Source organism: Arthrobacter agilis (assembly GCF_006494655.1).
Lineage (GTDB): Bacteria > Actinomycetota > Actinomycetes > Actinomycetales > Micrococcaceae > Arthrobacter_D > Arthrobacter_D agilis.
Window position 1 is genome coordinate 484,787 of sequence record NZ_VHIM01000001.1, and the last position, 18,186, is coordinate 502,972.

The 18,186-nt window shown below is 71.1% G+C and carries 20 protein-coding genes; 7 read left to right on the forward strand and 13 right to left on the reverse strand.

Translation table 11 applies throughout. From position 1 onward, the window contains the following. The first annotated feature begins 239 nt into the window (after window positions 1-239). On the forward strand, window positions 240-623 hold the full coding sequence (locus FJV46_RS02145; RefSeq protein WP_087031477.1) for a hypothetical protein: 384 nt from the start codon (window positions 240-242) through the stop codon (window positions 621-623). 93 nt (window positions 624-716) lie between these two features. Here FJV46_RS02145 and FJV46_RS02150 read toward each other — a convergent pair whose 3' ends face one another. Continuing rightward, the gene (locus FJV46_RS02150) at window positions 717-1,700 is read right to left on the reverse strand and encodes an alpha/beta hydrolase (protein WP_197715708.1); all 984 of its coding nucleotides are present in this window, start codon (window positions 1,698-1,700) and stop codon (window positions 717-719) included. A gap of 153 nt (window positions 1,701-1,853) precedes the next feature. Here FJV46_RS02150 and FJV46_RS02155 point away from each other — a divergent pair, with 153 nt between their 5' ends. Together FJV46_RS02155 and FJV46_RS02160 are read left to right on the forward strand one after the other, a co-directional pair. Further along, the gene (locus tag FJV46_RS02155; RefSeq protein WP_087031480.1) at window positions 1,854-3,656 is read left to right on the forward strand and encodes a bifunctional metallophosphatase/5'-nucleotidase; all 1,803 of its coding nucleotides are present in this window, start codon (window positions 1,854-1,856) and stop codon (window positions 3,654-3,656) included. A gap of 78 nt (window positions 3,657-3,734) precedes the next feature. Beyond that, window positions 3,735-4,289, forward strand: coding sequence for a GNAT family N-acetyltransferase (locus tag FJV46_RS02160; protein WP_232008584.1), 555 nt, complete (start codon window positions 3,735-3,737; stop codon window positions 4,287-4,289). Between the two features lie 123 nt (window positions 4,290-4,412). On the opposite strand, the gene FJV46_RS02165 is transcribed toward FJV46_RS02160, so the two are convergent. From FJV46_RS02165 to FJV46_RS02175, 3 genes are all read right to left on the reverse strand, one after another. Continuing rightward, the gene (locus tag FJV46_RS02165) at window positions 4,413-4,733 is read right to left on the reverse strand and encodes a putative quinol monooxygenase (protein WP_087031485.1); all 321 of its coding nucleotides are present in this window, start codon (window positions 4,731-4,733) and stop codon (window positions 4,413-4,415) included. Window positions 4,734-4,837: 104 nt separating this feature from the next. Beyond that, window positions 4,838-7,180 carry a YhgE/Pip family protein gene (locus FJV46_RS02170; RefSeq protein WP_087031488.1) on the reverse strand — a complete coding sequence of 781 codons (2,343 nt, stop codon included), beginning with the start codon at window positions 7,178-7,180 and terminating at the stop codon, window positions 4,838-4,840. A gap of 3 nt (window positions 7,181-7,183) precedes the next feature. Next, complete coding sequence (locus tag FJV46_RS02175; protein WP_087031490.1) at window positions 7,184-8,128, reverse strand: ATP-binding cassette domain-containing protein; 945 nt, start codon at window positions 8,126-8,128, stop codon at window positions 7,184-7,186. A 65-nt stretch (window positions 8,129-8,193) separates the two neighbouring features. Between FJV46_RS02175 and FJV46_RS02180 the strand changes: the two genes are divergently transcribed. The 3 genes from FJV46_RS02180 to FJV46_RS02190 are packed head-to-tail and all read left to right on the forward strand — an operon-like array spanning window position 8,194 to window position 10,357. Beyond that, window positions 8,194-8,835: a TetR/AcrR family transcriptional regulator gene (locus FJV46_RS02180; protein WP_087031493.1), complete on the forward strand. Its 642-nt coding sequence runs from the start codon at window positions 8,194-8,196 to the stop codon at window positions 8,833-8,835. 5 nt (window positions 8,836-8,840) lie between these two features. Beyond that, window positions 8,841-9,284, forward strand: a complete 444-nt coding sequence (locus tag FJV46_RS02185; RefSeq protein ID WP_087031995.1) for a YkvA family protein — start codon at window positions 8,841-8,843, stop codon at window positions 9,282-9,284. Window positions 9,285-9,328: 44 nt separating this feature from the next. After that, window positions 9,329-10,357 carry an isopenicillin N synthase family dioxygenase gene (locus FJV46_RS02190; protein ID WP_087031495.1) on the forward strand — a complete coding sequence of 343 codons (1,029 nt, stop codon included), beginning with the start codon at window positions 9,329-9,331 and terminating at the stop codon, window positions 10,355-10,357. Between the two features lie 130 nt (window positions 10,358-10,487). Here FJV46_RS02190 and FJV46_RS02195 read toward each other — a convergent pair whose 3' ends face one another. The 9 genes from FJV46_RS02195 to FJV46_RS02235 form a co-directional block, all read right to left on the reverse strand. Beyond that, window positions 10,488-10,757, reverse strand: a complete 270-nt coding sequence (locus tag FJV46_RS02195) for a DUF3253 domain-containing protein (RefSeq protein ID WP_087031499.1) — start codon at window positions 10,755-10,757, stop codon at window positions 10,488-10,490. Then, on the reverse strand, window positions 10,750-11,115 hold the full coding sequence (locus FJV46_RS02200) for a hypothetical protein (RefSeq protein ID WP_087031501.1): 366 nt from the start codon (window positions 11,113-11,115) through the stop codon (window positions 10,750-10,752). Before FJV46_RS02200 ends, FJV46_RS02195 begins: the two co-directional genes overlap by 8 nt. A 7-nt stretch (window positions 11,116-11,122) precedes the next feature. Beyond that, on the reverse strand, window positions 11,123-11,581 hold the full coding sequence (locus tag FJV46_RS02205) for a DUF3817 domain-containing protein (protein ID WP_087031504.1): 459 nt from the start codon (window positions 11,579-11,581) through the stop codon (window positions 11,123-11,125). A gap of 119 nt (window positions 11,582-11,700) precedes the next feature. Then, on the reverse strand, window positions 11,701-11,895 hold the full coding sequence (locus FJV46_RS02210; protein ID WP_087031506.1) for a CsbD family protein: 195 nt from the start codon (window positions 11,893-11,895) through the stop codon (window positions 11,701-11,703). Window positions 11,896-11,956: 61 nt separating this feature from the next. After that, entirely contained in the window at window positions 11,957-12,562 is a 606-nt protein-coding gene (locus tag FJV46_RS02215; protein ID WP_087031509.1) for a hypothetical protein, read from the reverse strand. Between the two features lie 51 nt (window positions 12,563-12,613). After that, complete coding sequence (locus FJV46_RS02220) at window positions 12,614-13,174, reverse strand: DUF6286 domain-containing protein (protein WP_087031512.1); 561 nt, start codon at window positions 13,172-13,174, stop codon at window positions 12,614-12,616. Continuing rightward, window positions 13,171-13,620 carry an Asp23/Gls24 family envelope stress response protein gene (locus FJV46_RS02225; RefSeq protein ID WP_087031515.1) on the reverse strand — a complete coding sequence of 150 codons (450 nt, stop codon included), beginning with the start codon at window positions 13,618-13,620 and terminating at the stop codon, window positions 13,171-13,173. The genes FJV46_RS02220 and FJV46_RS02225 overlap by 4 nt, the downstream gene beginning before the upstream one ends. A 5-nt stretch (window positions 13,621-13,625) precedes the next feature. Continuing rightward, window positions 13,626-13,808, reverse strand: a complete 183-nt coding sequence (locus FJV46_RS02230) for a DUF2273 domain-containing protein (RefSeq protein WP_087031517.1) — start codon at window positions 13,806-13,808, stop codon at window positions 13,626-13,628. Window positions 13,809-13,900: 92 nt separating this feature from the next. Beyond that, window positions 13,901-14,374, reverse strand: a complete 474-nt coding sequence (locus tag FJV46_RS02235) for an Asp23/Gls24 family envelope stress response protein (RefSeq protein ID WP_087031520.1) — start codon at window positions 14,372-14,374, stop codon at window positions 13,901-13,903. Between the two features lie 155 nt (window positions 14,375-14,529). Between FJV46_RS02235 and FJV46_RS02240 the strand changes: the two genes are divergently transcribed. Next, window positions 14,530-18,156 carry a TM0106 family RecB-like putative nuclease gene (locus FJV46_RS02240; RefSeq protein ID WP_087031998.1) on the forward strand — a complete coding sequence of 1,209 codons (3,627 nt, stop codon included), beginning with the start codon at window positions 14,530-14,532 and terminating at the stop codon, window positions 18,154-18,156. Window positions 18,157-18,186: the final 30 nt, after the last annotated feature.

Genomic DNA, 18,186 nt, shown 5'->3' on the forward strand with positions numbered 1-18,186 from the left:
GGGGTCGGACCTCAAATCGATGCTCGTCGGGACGCGGACGTCCGGCCCGCAGCCTAACGGCAATCCCCCCTCCTGGAGGAGCTGTGCTCACTTCCCTACGGTTCTCTTGAGACAACCCCGAGGTTCTCTCCGCTCCAGCTTCATGTTCGCCAGTAAGACTGGTACTCCGGGGGGAATCAGGAAGCGCCCCTCCGGCTGTCCCCCGCCCGGGTCGGAGCAGCAGTGTGAAAGGACGTGAAGTGCAGCCCATCATGGACAAGGCGGCCTTCTCCCGGCTCGTGGCCGAGACCGGCTCCACCCGAGCCGCAACGTCCTTCATCTCGCGGTTCGCCGACATGCTGGACGAGCGCATCATCGCGATCGAGCAGGCATTCCGCGCTCCGCACCCCGGTCAGTGGCAGCAGACCGTCCGGAAGCTGCACGCCGACGCGGCCGTGGCCGGAGCGGCACGTATCCATGCGACCGCGGGCCAGCTGCTCGAGCTCGACCCCCAGGACACCGGGATCGCGCCCACCCTGATCGGCCAGCTCCGATCCGACGCACGCGTCTTCACCCTCGCTCACTCCGCCCTGTGCGAGGAACAGGCCTTCGCCGACCTCCTCGCCACCCGCCGCCACGCCTGATCGCCGCCGCAGCTGCCCGCGCGGCGCAGCGCGCCCGCGAGAGGCACGCCGGCGTGATCGTCCACCGCGCGATCAACACAGCTTCTTCGCCGGTCAGGGCTCGGTGCGGCCCTTCGGCACGTAGGCCTCCCGCCAGCGCTCCAGCTCGGCGAAGAACTCCGAACGGGCGGGTTCGGGCGAGAGGGCGAGATCGTGGATGCCACCACGGATGCGGACCAGGGTGACGAGCCGTCCGAGACGGGGGGCCCGGGCTGCGATGTGCCCGACGTCGAGCACCACGTCCGTCGACGAGATCCGGCCGGGCTCCTTCACCGGGTTCGACGTCGCATCGGAGCACGCGACCAGGACCGGACAGTCGATGGCGAGGCCTCGATTGAGTTCTGCGTGGCCGCGGCGCACCGCGGCCAGCCACCCCGCCACCACCGGATATCCGCCATGCGGTTTCCAGGCCAGATCGTAGTCCCAGTCCCCGCCGGTCTCCCGGTGCAGGAAGTGCCCGTAGGCCGAGCCGAGCTTCCCTACCACCCGCCGGGGGCGCACGATCCCGATCCTGAGCACCGCGGCAGTGCCCAGCGTGCGCTGGAACAGGCTTGCGTTCAGGTCGAACCACGGGCTGTTGAGGGCCAGGGCGTCCACGACGCCCTGGCCTCGGCGACGATGCGCCCACAGCGAGGTGATGAGACCGCCCGTCGAATGCCCCATGACGACGAGCACATCGTGGTCCTCGTCCTCGCGGATGAGCTTCGCCGCGGCGTCGAGCTCCTCGTCGTAGTCCTCGAGGGACTCCGTGTAGTTCGGCGTCTGGTGCTCCCGGAGGGACCGTCCGTACTTCCGCAGGTCCAGGGCGTAGAAGTCGTAGCCGGCCGCGAGCCAGGCGTCGGCGAGATTGGTCTGGAAGAAGTAGTCGACGAAGCCGTGCACGTAGAGCACGGCCCGGCGGGATCCGCCCGGCGCCCGACGACGGACGAGCGTCGCGACGACCTCCCCTTCCACGTCGGGGCGGAGCGGCAGCGTCCGGACGCCGTAGCCCTCCCCCAGAATGTCCTCCCCGTACGCGTCCTGCCCTGCTTCCGCCACTGCTGCTCCTCACGTGCCGCTCCTCGGTCCCCGCAGGGCACAGCACCCGACGGTGGATGCCGCGCGTTCACCCGCGCGACATCGGACGTCATCAGTGTGTCATCGGTCACCGATAGGCTGTCGCCACCGCATCACACCAGGAGCTGATTTCACGTGTCTGAACGTTTCACCAAGGGTCGCCGTCGCAGTATCGCGGCGGTCACCATCGGCTGCGCAGCAGCCATCGCACTGGCGCCCGCCGCCACCGCCGCACCCGGCGGTGGCACCGGGCCCAAGGACCGGACGGCCACCATCACCGTCATGGGTACCAGCGACCTCCACGGCTACATCGAGAACTGGGACTACTTCACGAACGCCGAGTACGACGACGCCGCGCACAACGACGTCGGGCTCGCCAAGGTCTCGGGACTGATCAATCAGGTACGGGCGGACCGCGGGGCCGGGTCGACCGTGCTGATCGACGCCGGCGACACCATCCAGGGCACGTCCCTCACGGACTACTTCGCCAACGTGCAGCCCGTCGACGAGACCGGCGAGTCGCACCCGATGGCGGCCGCCATGAACGCCATGGGCTACGATGCCGCGGCACTCGGGAACCACGAGTTCAACTACGGCCTCCCCCTGCTTCGCACCTTCGAGGATCAGCTGGACTTCCCCCTGCTCGGCGCCAACGTGGTCGACTGGGACTCCGGAGCAGCGGCGTTCACCCCCTACGTGATCAAGACCGTGAAGGTGACGGGACAGAAGCCCATCAGGGTGGGCATCCTCGGGCTGACGAACCCAGGGGTGGCCATCTGGGACAAGAACAACGTCGAGGGCGAGCTCCGCTTCCCCGGCATCGTGGAACAGGCGCGCAAGTACGTCCCCGAGATGAAGGCGGCCGGCGCCGACGTCGTCGTCGTCAGTTCGCACTCCGGCACCTCGGGCACCTCCTCCTACGGCGGCGACCTGCCGACGGAGAACGCGTCGACCGAACTCGCCGAACAGGTCCCGGGCATCGACGCGGTCCTCGTGGGCCACGCCCACCAGGAGATCCCCGAACGCTTCGTGACCAACGAGCAGACGGGCGAGAGCGTCCTGCTGACCGAACCGAAGAACTGGGGCATGCGCCTGTCCGTCATGGACTTCGAGCTCACCAAGGTGCGGGGCCAGTGGGACGTGACCTCCGCGAGGTCGGAACTGCTGAACGCCAACACCGTTCCCGCCGATCCCGTGATCTCCACGCTGATCTCGGAGCAGCACCAGCGGGTCATCGACTACGTGAACACCGCGATCGGCACCGCCACCGAGACCATGTCCGCAGCCGATGCACGCTTCCGCGACACGGCCGTCATGGACTTCGTCAACGAGGTGCAGGCCGGTGCCGTGGCCAAGGCCCTCGAGGGCACACCGAACGCCGATCTCCCGGTCCTGTCCATCGTGGCCCCCTTCAACCGTGCCGCGGTGATCCCCGAGGGCCCCGTGACCATCCGCGACGTGGCCGGGCTGTACGTCTTCCCCAACACGCTCTTCGGGGTCGAGATGACCGGCGCGCAGGTCAAGGACTACCTCGAATACTCGGCAAGGTACTTCACCCGGACGGACCCCGGTGCCCCGGTCGATCCCGCGACCCTCACCAATGCCGACGGCACCCCTGACTACAACTACGACATGATGTCCGGCGTCTCCTACGACATCGACATCAGCAAGCCGGTGGGCCAGCGGATCACCGATCTGACCTACGCCGGGGCACCGATCGATCCGGCCCAGCGGTTCGCGGTGGCGACGAACAACTACCGGCAGTCCGGCGGCGGCAACTTCCCCCACATCGCCACGGCGCCGGTCCTCGTGAACCAGACCACCGAGATCCGCCAGCTCCTGATCGACTACCTGATCACCGAGGAGACGATCGATCCGTCGACCTTCTTCGAGGAGAACTGGCAGCTCACCCGCGACGGCGAGCCCGTCTTCGACTGATCGCCTCGGAGACGGAAACGACGGCAGGACGCGGGCCTCGGGTCTGCGTCCTGCCGTCGTCCGTTCTAGATTATGGAGATGAACATCGACATCTCGGCGGCCACGCCCGACGACGCCGCGGGCCTGGCTGCCTGCGCCGCCGTCTCCTTCCCCCTCGCCTGCCCTGCCGACTCCCTGCCCGGGGACATCGAACGCCACATAGCCACGCACTTCACAGCCGACCGCTTCATCGACACCATGGCGCGTCCCGGCCACACCATCCTCTGCCTCCGGGAGGAGGGACGGGTCATGGGCTGGAGCATGCTGGTCCTGGACCAGCCCACGGACACTCACGTCCTGGCATCGCTCTCGCTCGCACCGGTCGCGGAGCTCAGCAAGTTCTATGTGCATCCCGAACAGCACGGCCGCGGGTCCGCGAACGCGCTCATGGCCGCGACGCTCGAGCTCGCCGCCACGACCGGGCTGCCCGGCGCCTGGCTCGGCGTGAACCAGGAGAACACCCGCGCCCTCCGGTTCTACGAGAAGTCCGGCTTCCGCAGGGTGGGAACCAAGCGTTTCCTCCTCGGTGACAGGTTCGAGGACGACTTCATCCTCGAGCAACCGCTTCCCGCCCGTCCGGTGCGCGCCGCCTGACGACGACCACCTGCTCACGCCGTCCCAGCGCCGACCTGACGACGACCACCTGCTGACGAACGCGTGCCGGTGCCGTCAGCCGGCGGCTACCGACGGCGCGACGGCGACCTGCTACACGACCTGCTACTCGACCGTCAGCTCTCCCATGCGTCCCCAGCCCTCCGCGGCGATCCGCTCGCTGATGATCTCCGGCGTCTCCACCAGGGCCTGCGGCATGTCCTGCATGGCCTGCGAGAAGTGGTCGCTGTTGACGTGCGCTTCGGCGGCGTCGTCCTCGAAGGCTTCGATGAGCACGAACCGGTTCGGCTCCTCGACGCTGCGGGACCAGTCGAACCAGAGATTGCCGGGTTCCCGGCGCGTTGCCTCCGTGAAGTCGCGGGTGAGGTCGATCCACCGATCGCTCCACTCGGGCTTCACGGTGAACTTGACGACGATGAAGATCATGGGATGGTGCCTTCCTGGTGGAGGATCTGCTCGGAGCTGTTCCCCCAACCTATAAGTTCCGGCGCCCGGGCGCAGATCGACCGTTCCCCGGTGGGCGGACGTGCTCAGATCGAGAGGCTCGGGTGGAGCTTCTCCAGGGTCCACGACCTGCGGCGGTGCGAGGCGTACACGGACAGCCCCGCCGCCAGGACGAAGAAGATGAGCAGCTGGACAGCCGACAGCCACACGATGCCCGTGTCGCCGCCCGCTATCAGGTGCCGTAGCCCCGTGACGGCGTGGGTCATGGGGAGCAGCGGGCTGAGGAACTGGAAGAACCCCGGTTCCGTCGCCACCGGATAGGTTCCACCCGCGGAGGTCAGCTGCAGCATCAGCAGGACGAGCGCCACGAGCCGCCCCACCCCGCCGAGCAGTCCGACGAGCGCCTGGTGGATGGCGGTGAACACGAGAGCGGTGAGGATCGTGAACGCGACCAGGGCCACCGGGTGCGGACTGGACAGTCCGACACCGACCAGCAGGACCGCGAGCAGGACGCCGGCCTGGAGCACGGCGAACAGCGCACCCTGGAGGTAGCCGGCGGCCGAGACACGCCAGGAAGCCGCCGAGGACGCGAGCGCGCGCGGTGAGACGGCACGAAGGACCGTGTAGGTCACGATCCCGCCCACCCAGAGCGCCAGCGGGATGAAGTACGGAGCCATGCCCTCGCCGTAGGCGTCCACGCCGTGCGCGTGTGTCCGCTCGATCGACACGGGCTCGGCCCCGACGCCGGTCAGCGCCGATCGCTGCGCGTCGTCGTAGTCGGGGACCTGGTCGGCGCCCTCGCCCAGCTGCCGGGCGAGGTCCTGCGAGCCGCTGGAGAGGGAGCCGAGTCCGTCCTCGAGCCGGGCGGCGCCGTCGTACGCCCTGCCCGATCCGTCGACCAGCGCCGAGGCGCCGCCGGCGACGTCGGCCGCACCCGCACTGAGCGTGGAGGCGCCGGCCGCGAGGGTACCGGCCCCGTCCGACGCCGAGACGATGCCCCCGCGCAGACCCGGGGTGTTCTGGGCGAGCGTCGCGGTGCCGGCCTGGAGCTGCCCCAGCCCGGCGGCGAGCTCCGCGGCACCCTCCGAGACGTTCGTGGCTCCGGTCGAGGCGTCCGCAGCCCCTGCCGAGAGCTGCCCGGCACCCGTCGCCACGCTGTCCGCGCCGTCGGCGGCGGCTGATGCACCGGCCGCCGCTGTTGCCGCGCCCGCGGCGAGATCGGCTGCCGACGACACGACGGTCCCGGTGCCGGCGGCCACCTGCTCCGAGCCGGCCGCTGCCTGCTCCGCTCCGATGCTCAGCTGCTGCAGGGCTGCGAGCCGCTCTGCGTCGGTGAGCGACGCGTAGTCGGTGCTGAGCCGGGCCAGCCCGTCGGCCACGGACCGCGAGCCGGCGGCCGCCTGGTCCGCACCGGTCCGGAGCTGTGCGGCGCCGTCGTTCAGCGCCCCCGCTCCCGCCCCCACCTGCCCGACGCCGTCGGCGACCTGCCGCGAGCCCTCGACCAAGGCCGAGGCGGACGCGGCAAGGGCCGATGCGCCGTCCGCGACAGACTGAGATCCGGTGGCCAGCTGTGCCGTGCCGTCGCGGAGGGTCGCGGCCCCGGCGGATGCCGCGGCTGCACCGTCGGCGAGCTGCTGCGACTGCGGCACGAGGTCCGCCGTCGCGGCGTCGAGCTGGTCCAGCCCGCCGGCGAGCTCCCCCGATCCGGTTGCGAGATCCGTGGCTCCGGCGGCCACCTGCGCACTGCCGGAGGACAACCGGGACGTGCCGTCCACGATGTCCCCGAGACCGACGACGAGGGACGCCGAGCCCTCGTCCGCGCTGCGGGCGCCGTCGGCGATCTGTCCGGCACCCTCCCCTGCCTCGGTCAGCTGCCCGTGCAGCGACGAGAAGCCCAGGTAGATGCTGTCGAGGTAGTCCTCGGTGGCGCCCGACCGGACCTGGCGCTGGAGATTCGCTGCGACGGTGTTGCCCACCTGGCCCACGATGAAACTGTCGGCGTCGTCCGTCGTGATGTCGAGCAGCGCCTTCGTGGGAGCTTCCCCGCCGAGTGACGTGAGCTGCGCGGAGAAGTCGGCGGGGATGTCGAGCGTCGCGGCGTAGGTGCCGTCCTGGAGGCCCTCCTCCGCCTCGGTCCGCGTCACCTCGACCCAGGTGAAGCCGGCGTCGTCCGAGGAGGTCAGGGAGTCGGCCAGGTCCTGGCCGGCCGAGACCTCTGCCTCGGCGCCGTCCGGCCCGGTGCTGGTGGCAGGCCGGTCCTCGTTCACGACGGCGGCCGCCAGCTGGTCGAGGTTGCCCGTCGGGTCCCAGTTCGCGGCGAGGTAGAGGCCGCCGTAGAGCGCGGGGATGACGGCGATGACGATCAGCGCAGCCCTCGACAGGAGGGAGATGCGGAAGCGGGAGAGTTCCGTGCGGATCAGGGAGAACACGCGTTACCTGGTTTCTGGGGTCGGTGCCGGGGAGAGGGCGGACGTGGCCGGAGTGGCCGGAACGGGCAGAGTGGCCGGAGTGGCCGGAGTGGCCGGAGTGGCCGGAACGGGCGGGGTGACATGCGTTGCCGGGGCGGGCTCCGGCCCGAGGGCCTGGACGACGACGGGCCGCAGGGGCAGGGCGCTCACCCGGTGCGTCGTGTCCAGGACGTCGTCGAGCTCGCGCCGGTCCTGGCAGGTGGCGATGACTGTCAGGGGACCCGATCCCGCCCTCGCCGTGCGCTCGACCGTGAGGAGCGCTGCCCAGGCTGCGCGCCGCTCGCCGACGGTGCGGAGCTGATCGACGTCGTCGACGACGAGCATGTCGGGAGACGGGACGAGCGCGAGGAGCAGGCTGAGGGTGAAACGCGCGACCGGTGCCGCGTCGCGGATCAGCTCGCCCCGATGCAGCCTGGCCTGGCGGAGGGAGGTGGCAGCGGGATCGTCGCCGAAGGCGTCCTCGAGGGCGCCGAGCAGGTCATTGGCCGCGGAGATCGTCCGGTCGACCTGCCGGTGCGAGGCGGAGGGTTTCCACCAGGGGCCGGCGAGCGTGAGCGCCTCGGCCACATGGTGCCGCACGGTGAGGGTCTCGTCGAGCGGTGCCACCGTGGGGTTGCCCGCGATCCCGACGCGTCGACGGACCGCACCGGCACCGCGCGGCAGATCGCGACCGAGCACCGAGAGCCGGCCAGCCGAGGGCGCGAGCCGACCGGCGAGCGCGAGCGCCAGGGCGGTCCTCCCCGTGCCGGACTGGCCGGGGAGGACCGCGAGGACGCCGGAGGGGACGCCGAACGACACGCCCTCGAAGACGGTGCGCTTCCCGGCCTGCAGGGTGAGGCCGTCGGCGACGACGGCGGCCGTCGCGTCCGGGCGGAGTTCCGGCCGGTGGGCGAGGGGGAAGAGGGTCATGGCGTCCTTCGATTTCAATACTTTGAGTATTCAATACCAATGGTATCGTAATCGCAGGAGGGCAAATGACGACCCAGAAGGACAGTCCGGACACCACGGCCGGCCGGCCGCGCCGCCGACCGCGCCGGGAAGACGTGCGCGCGGGGCTGCTCGTCGCCGCACGCGAGGTGTTCGAGGAGATCGGCTACGTCGCCGCGCGCCTCGATACCATCGCCGAACGCGCCGGCTACACGAAGGGTGCGGTCTACTCGAACTTCGACTCGAAGCAGGAGCTGTTCGCCACGCTGCTCGGTGAGCGGCTCCTGGACACCGCGGCCGATGTCCTCAGCCAGCTCGACCACCTGACCTCCCTCGACGAGACCGTCGACCACACGGCCCGCTACCTCGCCCGCGGCGTCATCCGGGAACAGCGGTGGCACTCGCTCGTCGTGGAGTTCGCCCTGCAGGCGGGGCGTGATCCGGAGGTCGGTGCGGTCTTCCGCACACACCGGCGCAATCGCCGCTCCCTGCTCGCCGCCACGCTGGCCGAACGGGCCTCCGCCTTCGGCGCCCCGTCCGATCCGGAGCACTACACGGTGTTCGCCACCATCCTGCTGGCCACGATCAACGGTATGGCCGTGGAGTGCGCCGCGGACCCGGACGCCGTGACCGAGGACCAGATCACGGGAAGCATCTCGGCGGTGCTCCGCGCGGCCCTGGCGCCGTGACCGGCATGGCCTGGCACCCCGCCCTGCAGCTCGTCGTCGCGCTCGCGCTGGCCTACGTGATCTTCCTCCTCGGCCTCGCGGTCTATGCCCGGCGCCACCCGGACGTCCTCTCGCTGACCGATGCGCTGCGCCTCGGCCCGGACATCCTCCGGCTCGTCCGGCGGCTCGCCGCGGACCGCGCACTGCCCCGCGGAAGCCGCCTGCTGCTCCTGGCACTCGCCGTCTACCTCGTCCTGCCGATCGACCTCGTCCCGGATTTCCTGCCCGTCGTGGGATACGCCGACGACCTCGTGCTGATTGCCGTCGTCCTCCGGGCGGTGGTGCGCGCCGCGGGCCCGGACACGCTGCAGCACCACTGGCCGGGGTCCGACGGCGGCCTCCGGGTGGTGCGCGCGCTGGCCGGCCTCGGCGGCCAGGGGCGGGACGACGAGCAGCGCAATACGGCGTAACGCAAACGCGGGCGCGTCTCCGGCCGAGGCGTAATCTCCTGCGCATGCAGCACACACCGGGGCAGATCCCCACACTCGACCTCAGTACCGCGCGGTCCGCCGATGGCTCCTTCACCCCGGAGTTCATCGACGACCTGCGCGACGCCGCCCACACCGTCGGCTTCTTCCACATCGTCAACTACGGCGCCGCGCCCGATCAGGTGGAGGACCTCTTCGATGTGACCCGCCGGTTCTTCGCCCTGCCGCTCGAGGAACGCCTCGCGATCCACAACCGCACCTCACCGCACTTCCGTGGCTACGCAGGGCTCGGGACGGAGATCACCCGAGGCCGCCCGGATGCGCGCGAGCAGATCGACTTCTCCCCCGAGCGCGCGCCCGTCACCGACTATCCCGCGGACGAGCCCTACTGGCTCCTGCAGGGCCCGAACCTGTGGCCCCGCACCTCGCTGCCCGACCTCGAGACCCGGGCCATGGAATGGGCGTCCCTCATGTCCCGCGTCGGCGCGGAACTGCTCGCTGCCATCGCCGTCGCCCTGCACCTGCCCGAGGACCACTTCGCCGAGCCCTTCGAGGGGTCGCCCGCGTGGATGGCGAAGCTCGTGCACTACGTGGGCGGCGTCGTCGAAGGCGCCGGTTCGCAGGGCGTCGGCTCGCACGCCGACTACGGCTTCGTGACCCTGCTGCTGCAGGACGAGGTGGGCGGGCTCGAGGTTCTCCCCCACGGGACGGAGCAGTGGGTCCCCGTGACGCCGATCCCGGGCGCCCTCGTGGTGAATCTCGGCGAGATGCTGGAGGTGGCCACCGAGGGCTACCTCGCAGCCACCATCCACCGCGTCACCGCCCCGGCGCCGGGCGTGGACCGGTACGCCGTCCCGTTCTTCTGGTCGCCCCGCCTGGACGCCGTGATCGAACCGGTCCCCCTGACGGACGACCTGCGGGCCGCCGCACGCGGCATCTCCGACGACCCCGAGAACCCCATGCTGTCCTCCTACGGATCGAACGTCCTGAAGGGGCGCGTCCGCGCCCACCCCGATGTCACCGAACTCCACCACCCGGAGCTCGCCCGCCGGTAGGCCAGGCGGAAGGGCGCCGCACGTGCTCCGGTACCTCCGGCGCTCCCGGCGCGGGAGCGCGGCGAGCCGGGAACGACGACGGCGGCACCCGCAGGGGTACCGCCGTCGTCGCGTCACGGATCCGACGCGGTCACACGGATCCGCGCGGCACCCGCCGACGGATGCGGATGGGTCCGCGCGCGTCGGGCTCCACCGGCTCACCGTGCTGCGTGACATCCACCCGACCCTCCCCCGTTAGCTCGAAGGCGATCCGCCGGGCCGCCGGCATCAGATCGCGCCAGGACTCCCCGCCGATACTGCGGGCGGCGTCCGAGGGACAGAGCGTCTTGTCCGGCCCGCGCTGCTCCGCGATCCTCAGGATCTCCGCTCGCAGGGCGGCATCGGACGGATGCTCAGGCATCGCCCGGGTGCTTCCGGGAGCGGGAATCCGATCGCTCCGGCCGTTTCGGATGCAGGGCGTCGAGTTCGTCGAGGGCAGCGGTCCAGCGGGCGGTGCGCTCGGCGGGAGTCTGGTCCCACCAGGGTGTCCCGCGTTCGCCGAGACCCTCCTTGGCGAGCTGGACGGTGCGCCGGGCACGCGGCAGTGCTGCGCCGTCGTCGCCCTTAGCACTGGTCCGCACCCCCGACCGGCCACGCCCGAGGTGGGACATCAGGCGCGCCCTGACGACATCGGGCAGGGAAGGATCGGTCTTGCGCCAGCGGCGTCCGCTGTGGAGGAAGAACCGTTCGTCGTCGGTGGTCCCTGAGAGATCGGGCATGGCGCGCTCAGCTCGCCGACACGGGAGGGCCGACGAGGAGCAGGACGGAGAAGATGACGGAGATCCCCACGACGGCGACGACCAGCGCGACGAGCGGGCTCCGCAGCACCCACGCCTGGACGTGCTCGGCAGGGTTCCGCGGTGCCTCCGCGCCCGGCGCGAGGCGCCAGGTACCGGCCAGCCATCCCCGGCGCTCGATCCACCGTTCGAAGGGCACCGTGGCGAACGGGATGATCGCCGAGGCGAGGCCGAGCACCCCGGTGGTCACGGACCAGCGCTGGTTGATCCAGATGAAGAGCGTGGCGGCCACGAAGCAGAGGAACACGAACCCGTGCACCGCTCCCGCCGGCGGCACCAGCGCCTCCGTGGTCCGCGTGACGTACTTGAGGAACATGCCCAGCAGCAGGAAGGCCCAGGTCACCGCCTCTGCCACGGCGACGATGCGGAACAGCGTGCGGGGGTTCATGGGGAGCTCCTGGATCGGGGTCGGTGGGACCAATTCTTCCACCCCGGCTCGTGTCCGCCCGCCCCACGGACAGCACAGGGCCCCGGAGCGGTGCGCTCCGGGGCCCTGTGCGCACGGGATCAGCCCTTGAAGGCATCCTTGACGTTCGACGCCGCGTCCTTGACGTTCTCGCCGGCCTGCCGGGTGGTGGCCGAGGCCTGGTCCGCCTGGCCCTCCGCCTGGAGGTCCTGGTTGTCCGTGGCGTCCCCCACGGCCTCCTTGGCCTTGCCCGACAGTTCCTCGGCCTTGTTCTTCGCCTTGTCGATGAAGCTCATGTGCAGGTCCTTCCCTTCGATTGCTGGTGTTCCTCGTTCCCGGGTGGGCCCGGGGACGGCGTTACTGCGTAACGTTCCTGGCCTTCGACGCCGACGTCGTGACGTCGATGATGATGGCGACGCTGCGGGGCTCGGCCTCGAGCGAGGCGGCGAGCCGCTCGACGGCCCCGCCCCTGATGGAGCCTACGACGTCCGCGATGGCTGCGCGGTGGTGCAGCGTCGTCCGGAGGGTGACCTCCGGAGCCGATGCACTGCCGCGCAGCACGCTCCTCGACTTCGCGACCCCGGGCAGTGTCTCGATATCCGCGTTGAGCGCCGCCTCGAGGAGTGCAGGATTCACGCTCACGAGCCCGTTGTCCTCGGCGCCCTGGAGGCGGTACGTGCGGGTCCGGCGACGTCGGGGCACCTGCGCGGCGAGCCACGCCAGCCCCAGCAGCGCGAGGAGGATCCCGGCGCCTGCGGCTCCGCCGAGAAGGGCGGGAGCCGCTGCGGTGGCCGCGGGGTCGACGTCGAGCAGCGGGCTCCCGCTCTCGGGTGCCGGTGCGCCCTGGAGGATGTCGTCGAGGAGGCCTGCGGTGGCCGCGAAGAGTGCGGCAGCACCGAGGATGAGCACGATGCCGACGACGGCGAGCCAGCCACGGTTGAGCCGGCCGGGGGTCTGCCTCATGGTCGTGTCCTTTCCGGGGCGGGCAACGGGGTCTGCGGGTGCGGGTGCGGGTCAGTCATCGTGCTCCGTCCGGGCATGGGTGCCGACCCTCGGCGCGGGCATAAGCCCGAGGTCGTCCACGGACGACTGGACGGCCCGGCCGACGGCGTCCTGCAGGTCCGCCGTGCTCCTGAGGTGGGTGGTGATCGAGACCCGCAGACGGGAACCCCTGAGGCGGCTGCCCGCGGACGAGACGCCGTCGATCCCGCAGGCGCGCGCCGCGGCCAACCGCTCGACGGCGGACCGACTGATCACCGTGGTGGTTCCCTCGGTCCCGTCCCACGTGGTCCCGGCCGTCAGCAGTGTGCGACGCCCGGGCAGGAGGGCCGCGAGGAGGAGGACCAGCCCGGCCAGGAGGAGCGCGCCGACGATCACGGACACCGCCGTCGATCCCCAGGTGAGACCGGAGGCCGCCGCCAGCGATCCCTCGGCCGGCGAGGTGTCGCCGCCGAGGCCCGCGATGCCGGTCCACGCGAGTGCGGCTCCGACGAGGACGAGCACCAGCGAGGTCAGGGTGGCGGGCACGGTGCGGCTCGGACGGCGCCTCAGGTCCTGCTTCGGAGTGCTGCTCATTCGAGTCTCCTTCCCTTCCCGGCCGAGCCGGTCTCGAGTGACGCGATGGTGACGTCGATGCGGCCCACGTGCACGGGCGTCGTGCGTTCCAGGGTCTCGGTGACGTGGGCCCGCAGCTGCTCGGTGCCCGCGCGCAGGGGTGTCGGATAGAGCATGGTGACGGTCAGTGAGACGAAGGCCGTGCTGCCGTCGAGGTCGACGTCGGCCTGCGGGCGGGCGTCGAGGTCACCGGTGGCTCCGAGTCCGAGGACCCCACCGCTGCGTCCGCCGACGAACGGCAGTTCGGCTGCGGCCTGGCCGGCGATCTTCTGCAGGACCTTCTCCTTCAGCACGAGGGTCCCCCTCGACGAGGGATCGCCGTGCGGGGTGCCCCCGTACAGGGGGGAATCGGGCGCGGGGGAACCGGGCGCAGGGGAATCGGGTGCGGGGCCCGTCCACGTACTCATGGCGCTCAGCCCTTCGAACTGCGACGGCCCAGCAGGTCCTGGACGTCGAGCCTGCCGTCCAGGTAGCGGCCGACGAGCAGGCCCAGGGTCGCGAAGACGACGACCGCGATGAACTGGAGGAATCCGCCGAACACGGCGACGATCCCCAGCAGGAGTCCTACGAATAATCCGATGGTGCTGCGCGACATGATGCTGTCCTGTCTGGTGGGCTGGCGGTGCGCACGGCGGGGCCGGCGCCGTGCGGCGGGACCTGCCCGCCGCACGATCGGTGTCCGGTGCGTTACTCGAGCTCGGTACCGCTCGCCGAGGGCTCGTTGCCGTCGTCGTCACCCGGGAGGTGCACGTCGGTCACATTGACGTTGACCTCGAGGACCTCGAGGCCCGTGGCGCGCTCGACCGAGTTGACGACGTTGCGGCGGATGTTCTCGCTGACCTCGACGATCGAGCTGCCGTACTCGACGACGATGCTGACGTCGATGGCGGCCTGGCGCTCGCCCTTCTCCACGCTCACCCCACCGCTCACGTTCGTCTGCGAACCGGGGATGCGCTCGGTGATCTGGTTGAAGGCGCGGCGGGCCGCGTTGCCCATGGCGAACACGCCCGGCACCTCGCGCGTCGCGACACCGGCGAGCTTCTGCACGACTGTCTCGGCGATGGTGGTGCTGCCCTGCTCGGTCTGCAGCGGGCCCTTGCGGACCGGTGCCGGGGACTCGGAGCCGGAGGTGGACTTCTGGGCGGTGGCGGTCTCAACCATGATGCGTATCCTTTACTGTCGTTGCGTTCGTCTGCGTCCTGCACAGGTAAGTCGTCCCGGCCGGACGGATCCGCACGCAGCAGTTGTGAGATCTCCGTCACAGGTGTCGGAGGTGGGTGACGCACTGACCCCTCCCGATGAAAGGTGTGCAGCGCATGTTCCTGCTCGACGACGCGGGCAGCTCCGCCCGACCGGACCTGGTGTTCTCCGCGACCGATCTCGTCACGGCGTCCGAGTGCGGCTACCGCCTCCTGCGGATCCTGGACGAGAAGCTAGGCCGGACACCCCGTGCGTCCTTCACCCCGGACGAGATGCTGCAGCGCGCCGCCGTCCTGGGCGATCTCCACGAGCACAGGATCCTCGACGAGCTCGTCGCCCGGCACGGGCCGTGGTCGCCGGACAACCCGAAGGGCGTGTACGACGTCGACCCCGCGGCAGCGATGGACCGCGCGACCCTCGCGGGCAAGCACGAGGAGTCCCTCGTCGCCCTCCGGTCGGGGGCGTCCGTGGTCTTCCAGGCGGCGTTCTTCGACGGCGTGTTCCATGGCCGCTCGGACTTCCTCGTACGGCAGCCGGACGGTGCGTACGCGGTGTGGGACACGAAGCTCGCCCGGCATGCCAAGGTCGGCGCGCTGCTGCAACTCGCCGCCTACGGGGACCAACTGCAGGCGGCGGGCATCCCGACGTCGCCCGAGGTCACGCTCGTGCTCGGAGACCGCTCGAGGAGCACACACAGCCTGACGGACCTGCTCCCGGTCTTCAGGGAACGCCGCGGGCGTTTCCTCGACCTCGTGGATGCGCACCGGGGCTCGCCGTCGCCGGTGCTCTGGGGCGATCCGCGGGTCACCGCCTGCGGCCGGTGCGACTACTGCGCCGAGCAGGTGGACGCCACGCGGGACCTCCTGCTCGTCGCGTCGATGACCGGTGACCGCCGGGCGAAGCTGCACCGCGCCGGGATCACGACGATCGACCAGCTGGCAGCCATGCCGTCGCGGACGGAGGACCAGGCGCTCGCACGCCTGCAGGACCAGGCACGCCTCCAGGTCGGCCTGGGCGAGGTGGACGGCGGGGTGACGTACCAGGACGAGGACGGCACGGAGCACACCGTCTCCTACCGGGTGCTCCCGCAGCACACGCTCGGAACCCTCCCCGCACCCAGTCCCGGGGACATCTTTTTCGACTTCGAGGGGGATCCGCTCTGGCAGGACCCGCTCGACGGCGGCTGGGGTCTGGAGTACCTGTTCGGCGTCGTCGAGCAGCCGCCCGCCGGGCAGGACACGGAGCCGCCGTTCAGGCCGTTCTGGGCGCACAGCCGTGCCGAGGAGCGCACGGCGCTGGTGCAGTTCCTCGACTACGTGGCCGAACGGCGCCGGCAGTACCCGGACCTGCACATCTACCACTACGCGGCCTACGAGAAGAGTGCACTCCGGCGCCTGTCCCTCATCCACGTGATCGGCGAGGAGGCCGTGGACACACTGCTGCGCGAGGGTGTGCTGGTGGACCTGTACGACACCGTGCGGCACAGCCTGCGCATCTCGGAGCGGTCCTACAGCATCAAGAAACTCGAACCCCTGTACATGGGGAGCACCCTGCGCTCGGGCGACGTCACCGATGCCGGCGCCTCGGTGGTCGCCTACGCCGCCTACTGCGCTGCACGCGACGCGGGCGACGCCGGCGCTGCCGCGGAGCTCCTCGCGGGGATCGGCGACTACAACCGGTACGACTGCCTGTCCACCCTGCGCCTGCGGGACTGGCTCCTCGGACTGGCGCCACACCCCGACGCGGGGGGCTCCTCCCCCGACGCCGCGGCCCCTCCGGGTATTCCTCCGGTTCCTGCGACCGCACCGGTCGCGGTTCCTGCAGCCCTACCGGGAGCGGCGGCTGGAGCCGGGGCCGACGAAGCGCCGGAGGAAGCAGTCCTGCAGGACTATCTGCTGGGCCTGCCGCCCGCTGCTGCAGCGGAACCCGGCGCGCGCGCGATCGCACTGGTCGCTGCCGCCGTCGGCTATCACCGGCGCGAGCGCAAGCAGTTCTGGTGGGCGCATTTCGACCGCCTGGCCGCGCCCGCCGAGGAGTGGGAGCAGTCGAGGGACGTCATGTCCTTCCGTACGGTGGAGGTCGTCGAGGACTGGGCCCGGCCGACCACGCGCTCCAATCCTGTCCGGACGCTCCGGGTCACCGCGGGGCTCGAGGCGGGTTCGGACGTCAGGGTCGGCGGGACCCACTTCGCGATCTACGACGCCCCCGCACCCGAGGGCGCCGACAGCACGGACAGCGGTGGCCTGGGCCGCGGTGGCTGGTTCGGGATCGAGGTGGCAGAGCTCACCGAGGACGAGGACGGGCTCACGACGGCGATCCTGCGGGAGAAGCTGAAGCGGGGAGCGGTGGAGCGCGCAGCCGTCCCGGTGGCCCTGGCTCCCGACCAGCCGATCATGACGGCGTCCCTGCAGGCTGCCCTGGCCGACCTGGCAGCCTCCGTGGGCCGGGCCCTGCCCCGGATCCCCCCGGCGCCGGCGCTCGACCTGCTGCAGCGCACACCCCCGCGCCTCGAGGGCCCGGATCCCCTGCCCCCGGTCCCCGCGCAGGAGGGCGGGTACGCCGATGCCATCACCGCCGCCCTCCTTCGCCTGTCGGACTCCTATCTCGCGGTCCAGGGCCCTCCGGGAACGGGCAAGACCCACGTGGGCGCGGAGGTCATCGCCCGGCTCGTGCAGCGCGGCTGGAAGATCGGCGTGGTTGCCCAGTCCCACGCGGTCGTCGAGAACCTGCTGTGCCGGGCCGTCGAGGCGGGCGTACCGGCAGCCTCCGTGGCGAAGAAGCCGAAGAACGCGGCGGCGACACTGCCGTGGGCGTTGCGGTCCGACGCCGATGTGGCGCGCCTGGCATCGGGCGGGGCGGGCTGCCTCATCGGCGGCACCGCCTGGACCATGACGGGCAGGAACGTCCCGGCAGGGTCGCTGGACCTGCTGGTCATCGACGAGGCGGGCCAGTTCTCCCTTGCGAACACGCTGGCGGTCACGCGCGTAGCCAGCAGGCTGCTCCTCCTGGGAGATCCCCAGCAGCTGCCGCAGGTCACCCAGGGGACTCATCCGGAACCGGTGGACGAATCAGCGTTGGGCTGGCTCTCGGCGGGGCACGCCACGCTGGGTGCGGCGTTCGGGTACTTCCTCGCGGACACCTGGCGCATGCACCCCGAGCTGTGCGCGGCCGTCTCCCGTTTCGCCTACGACGGCCGGCTCGGCCCCACCCCCGCGGCGGCCGCACGCCAGCTGGACGGAGTCCCTGCAGGGATAGCGTGCGTGGTCGTCGAGCACGAGGGCAACGCCACCTCGTCGAGGGAGGAGGCGGCAGAGGTGGTCCGCCAGGTGGAGGCCCACCTCGGCCTGCCGTGGACGCCGGGGCCGGGAGCGCCGACACGGCCGCTCCGCCAGGACGACCTGCTCGTGGTCGCCGCCTACAACGCCCAGGTACACCTCGTCCAGCAGTCCCTCGCCGCGGGCGGCTACCCCGGCGTCCGGGTGGGAACGGTGGACAGCTTCCAGGGCCAGCAGGCTGCCGTGGTGATCGTCAGCATGGCTGCCTCATCCGCTGCGGAAGCGCCGAGGGGCATCGGTTTCCTCCTGAACCGGAACAGGGTCAATGTCGCGGTGTCGCGGGCGCAGTGGCGCGCCGTGATCATCCGCTCTCCCCGCCTGACGCACCACATGCCGCCCACACCCGCCGCCCTCGAGGAACTCGGCGCCTTCATCGGGCTCTGCGGGGCTCCGGGCGGGAGGGCTTAACGAAGAAGCAGGCCGGACCGGGGTCCGACC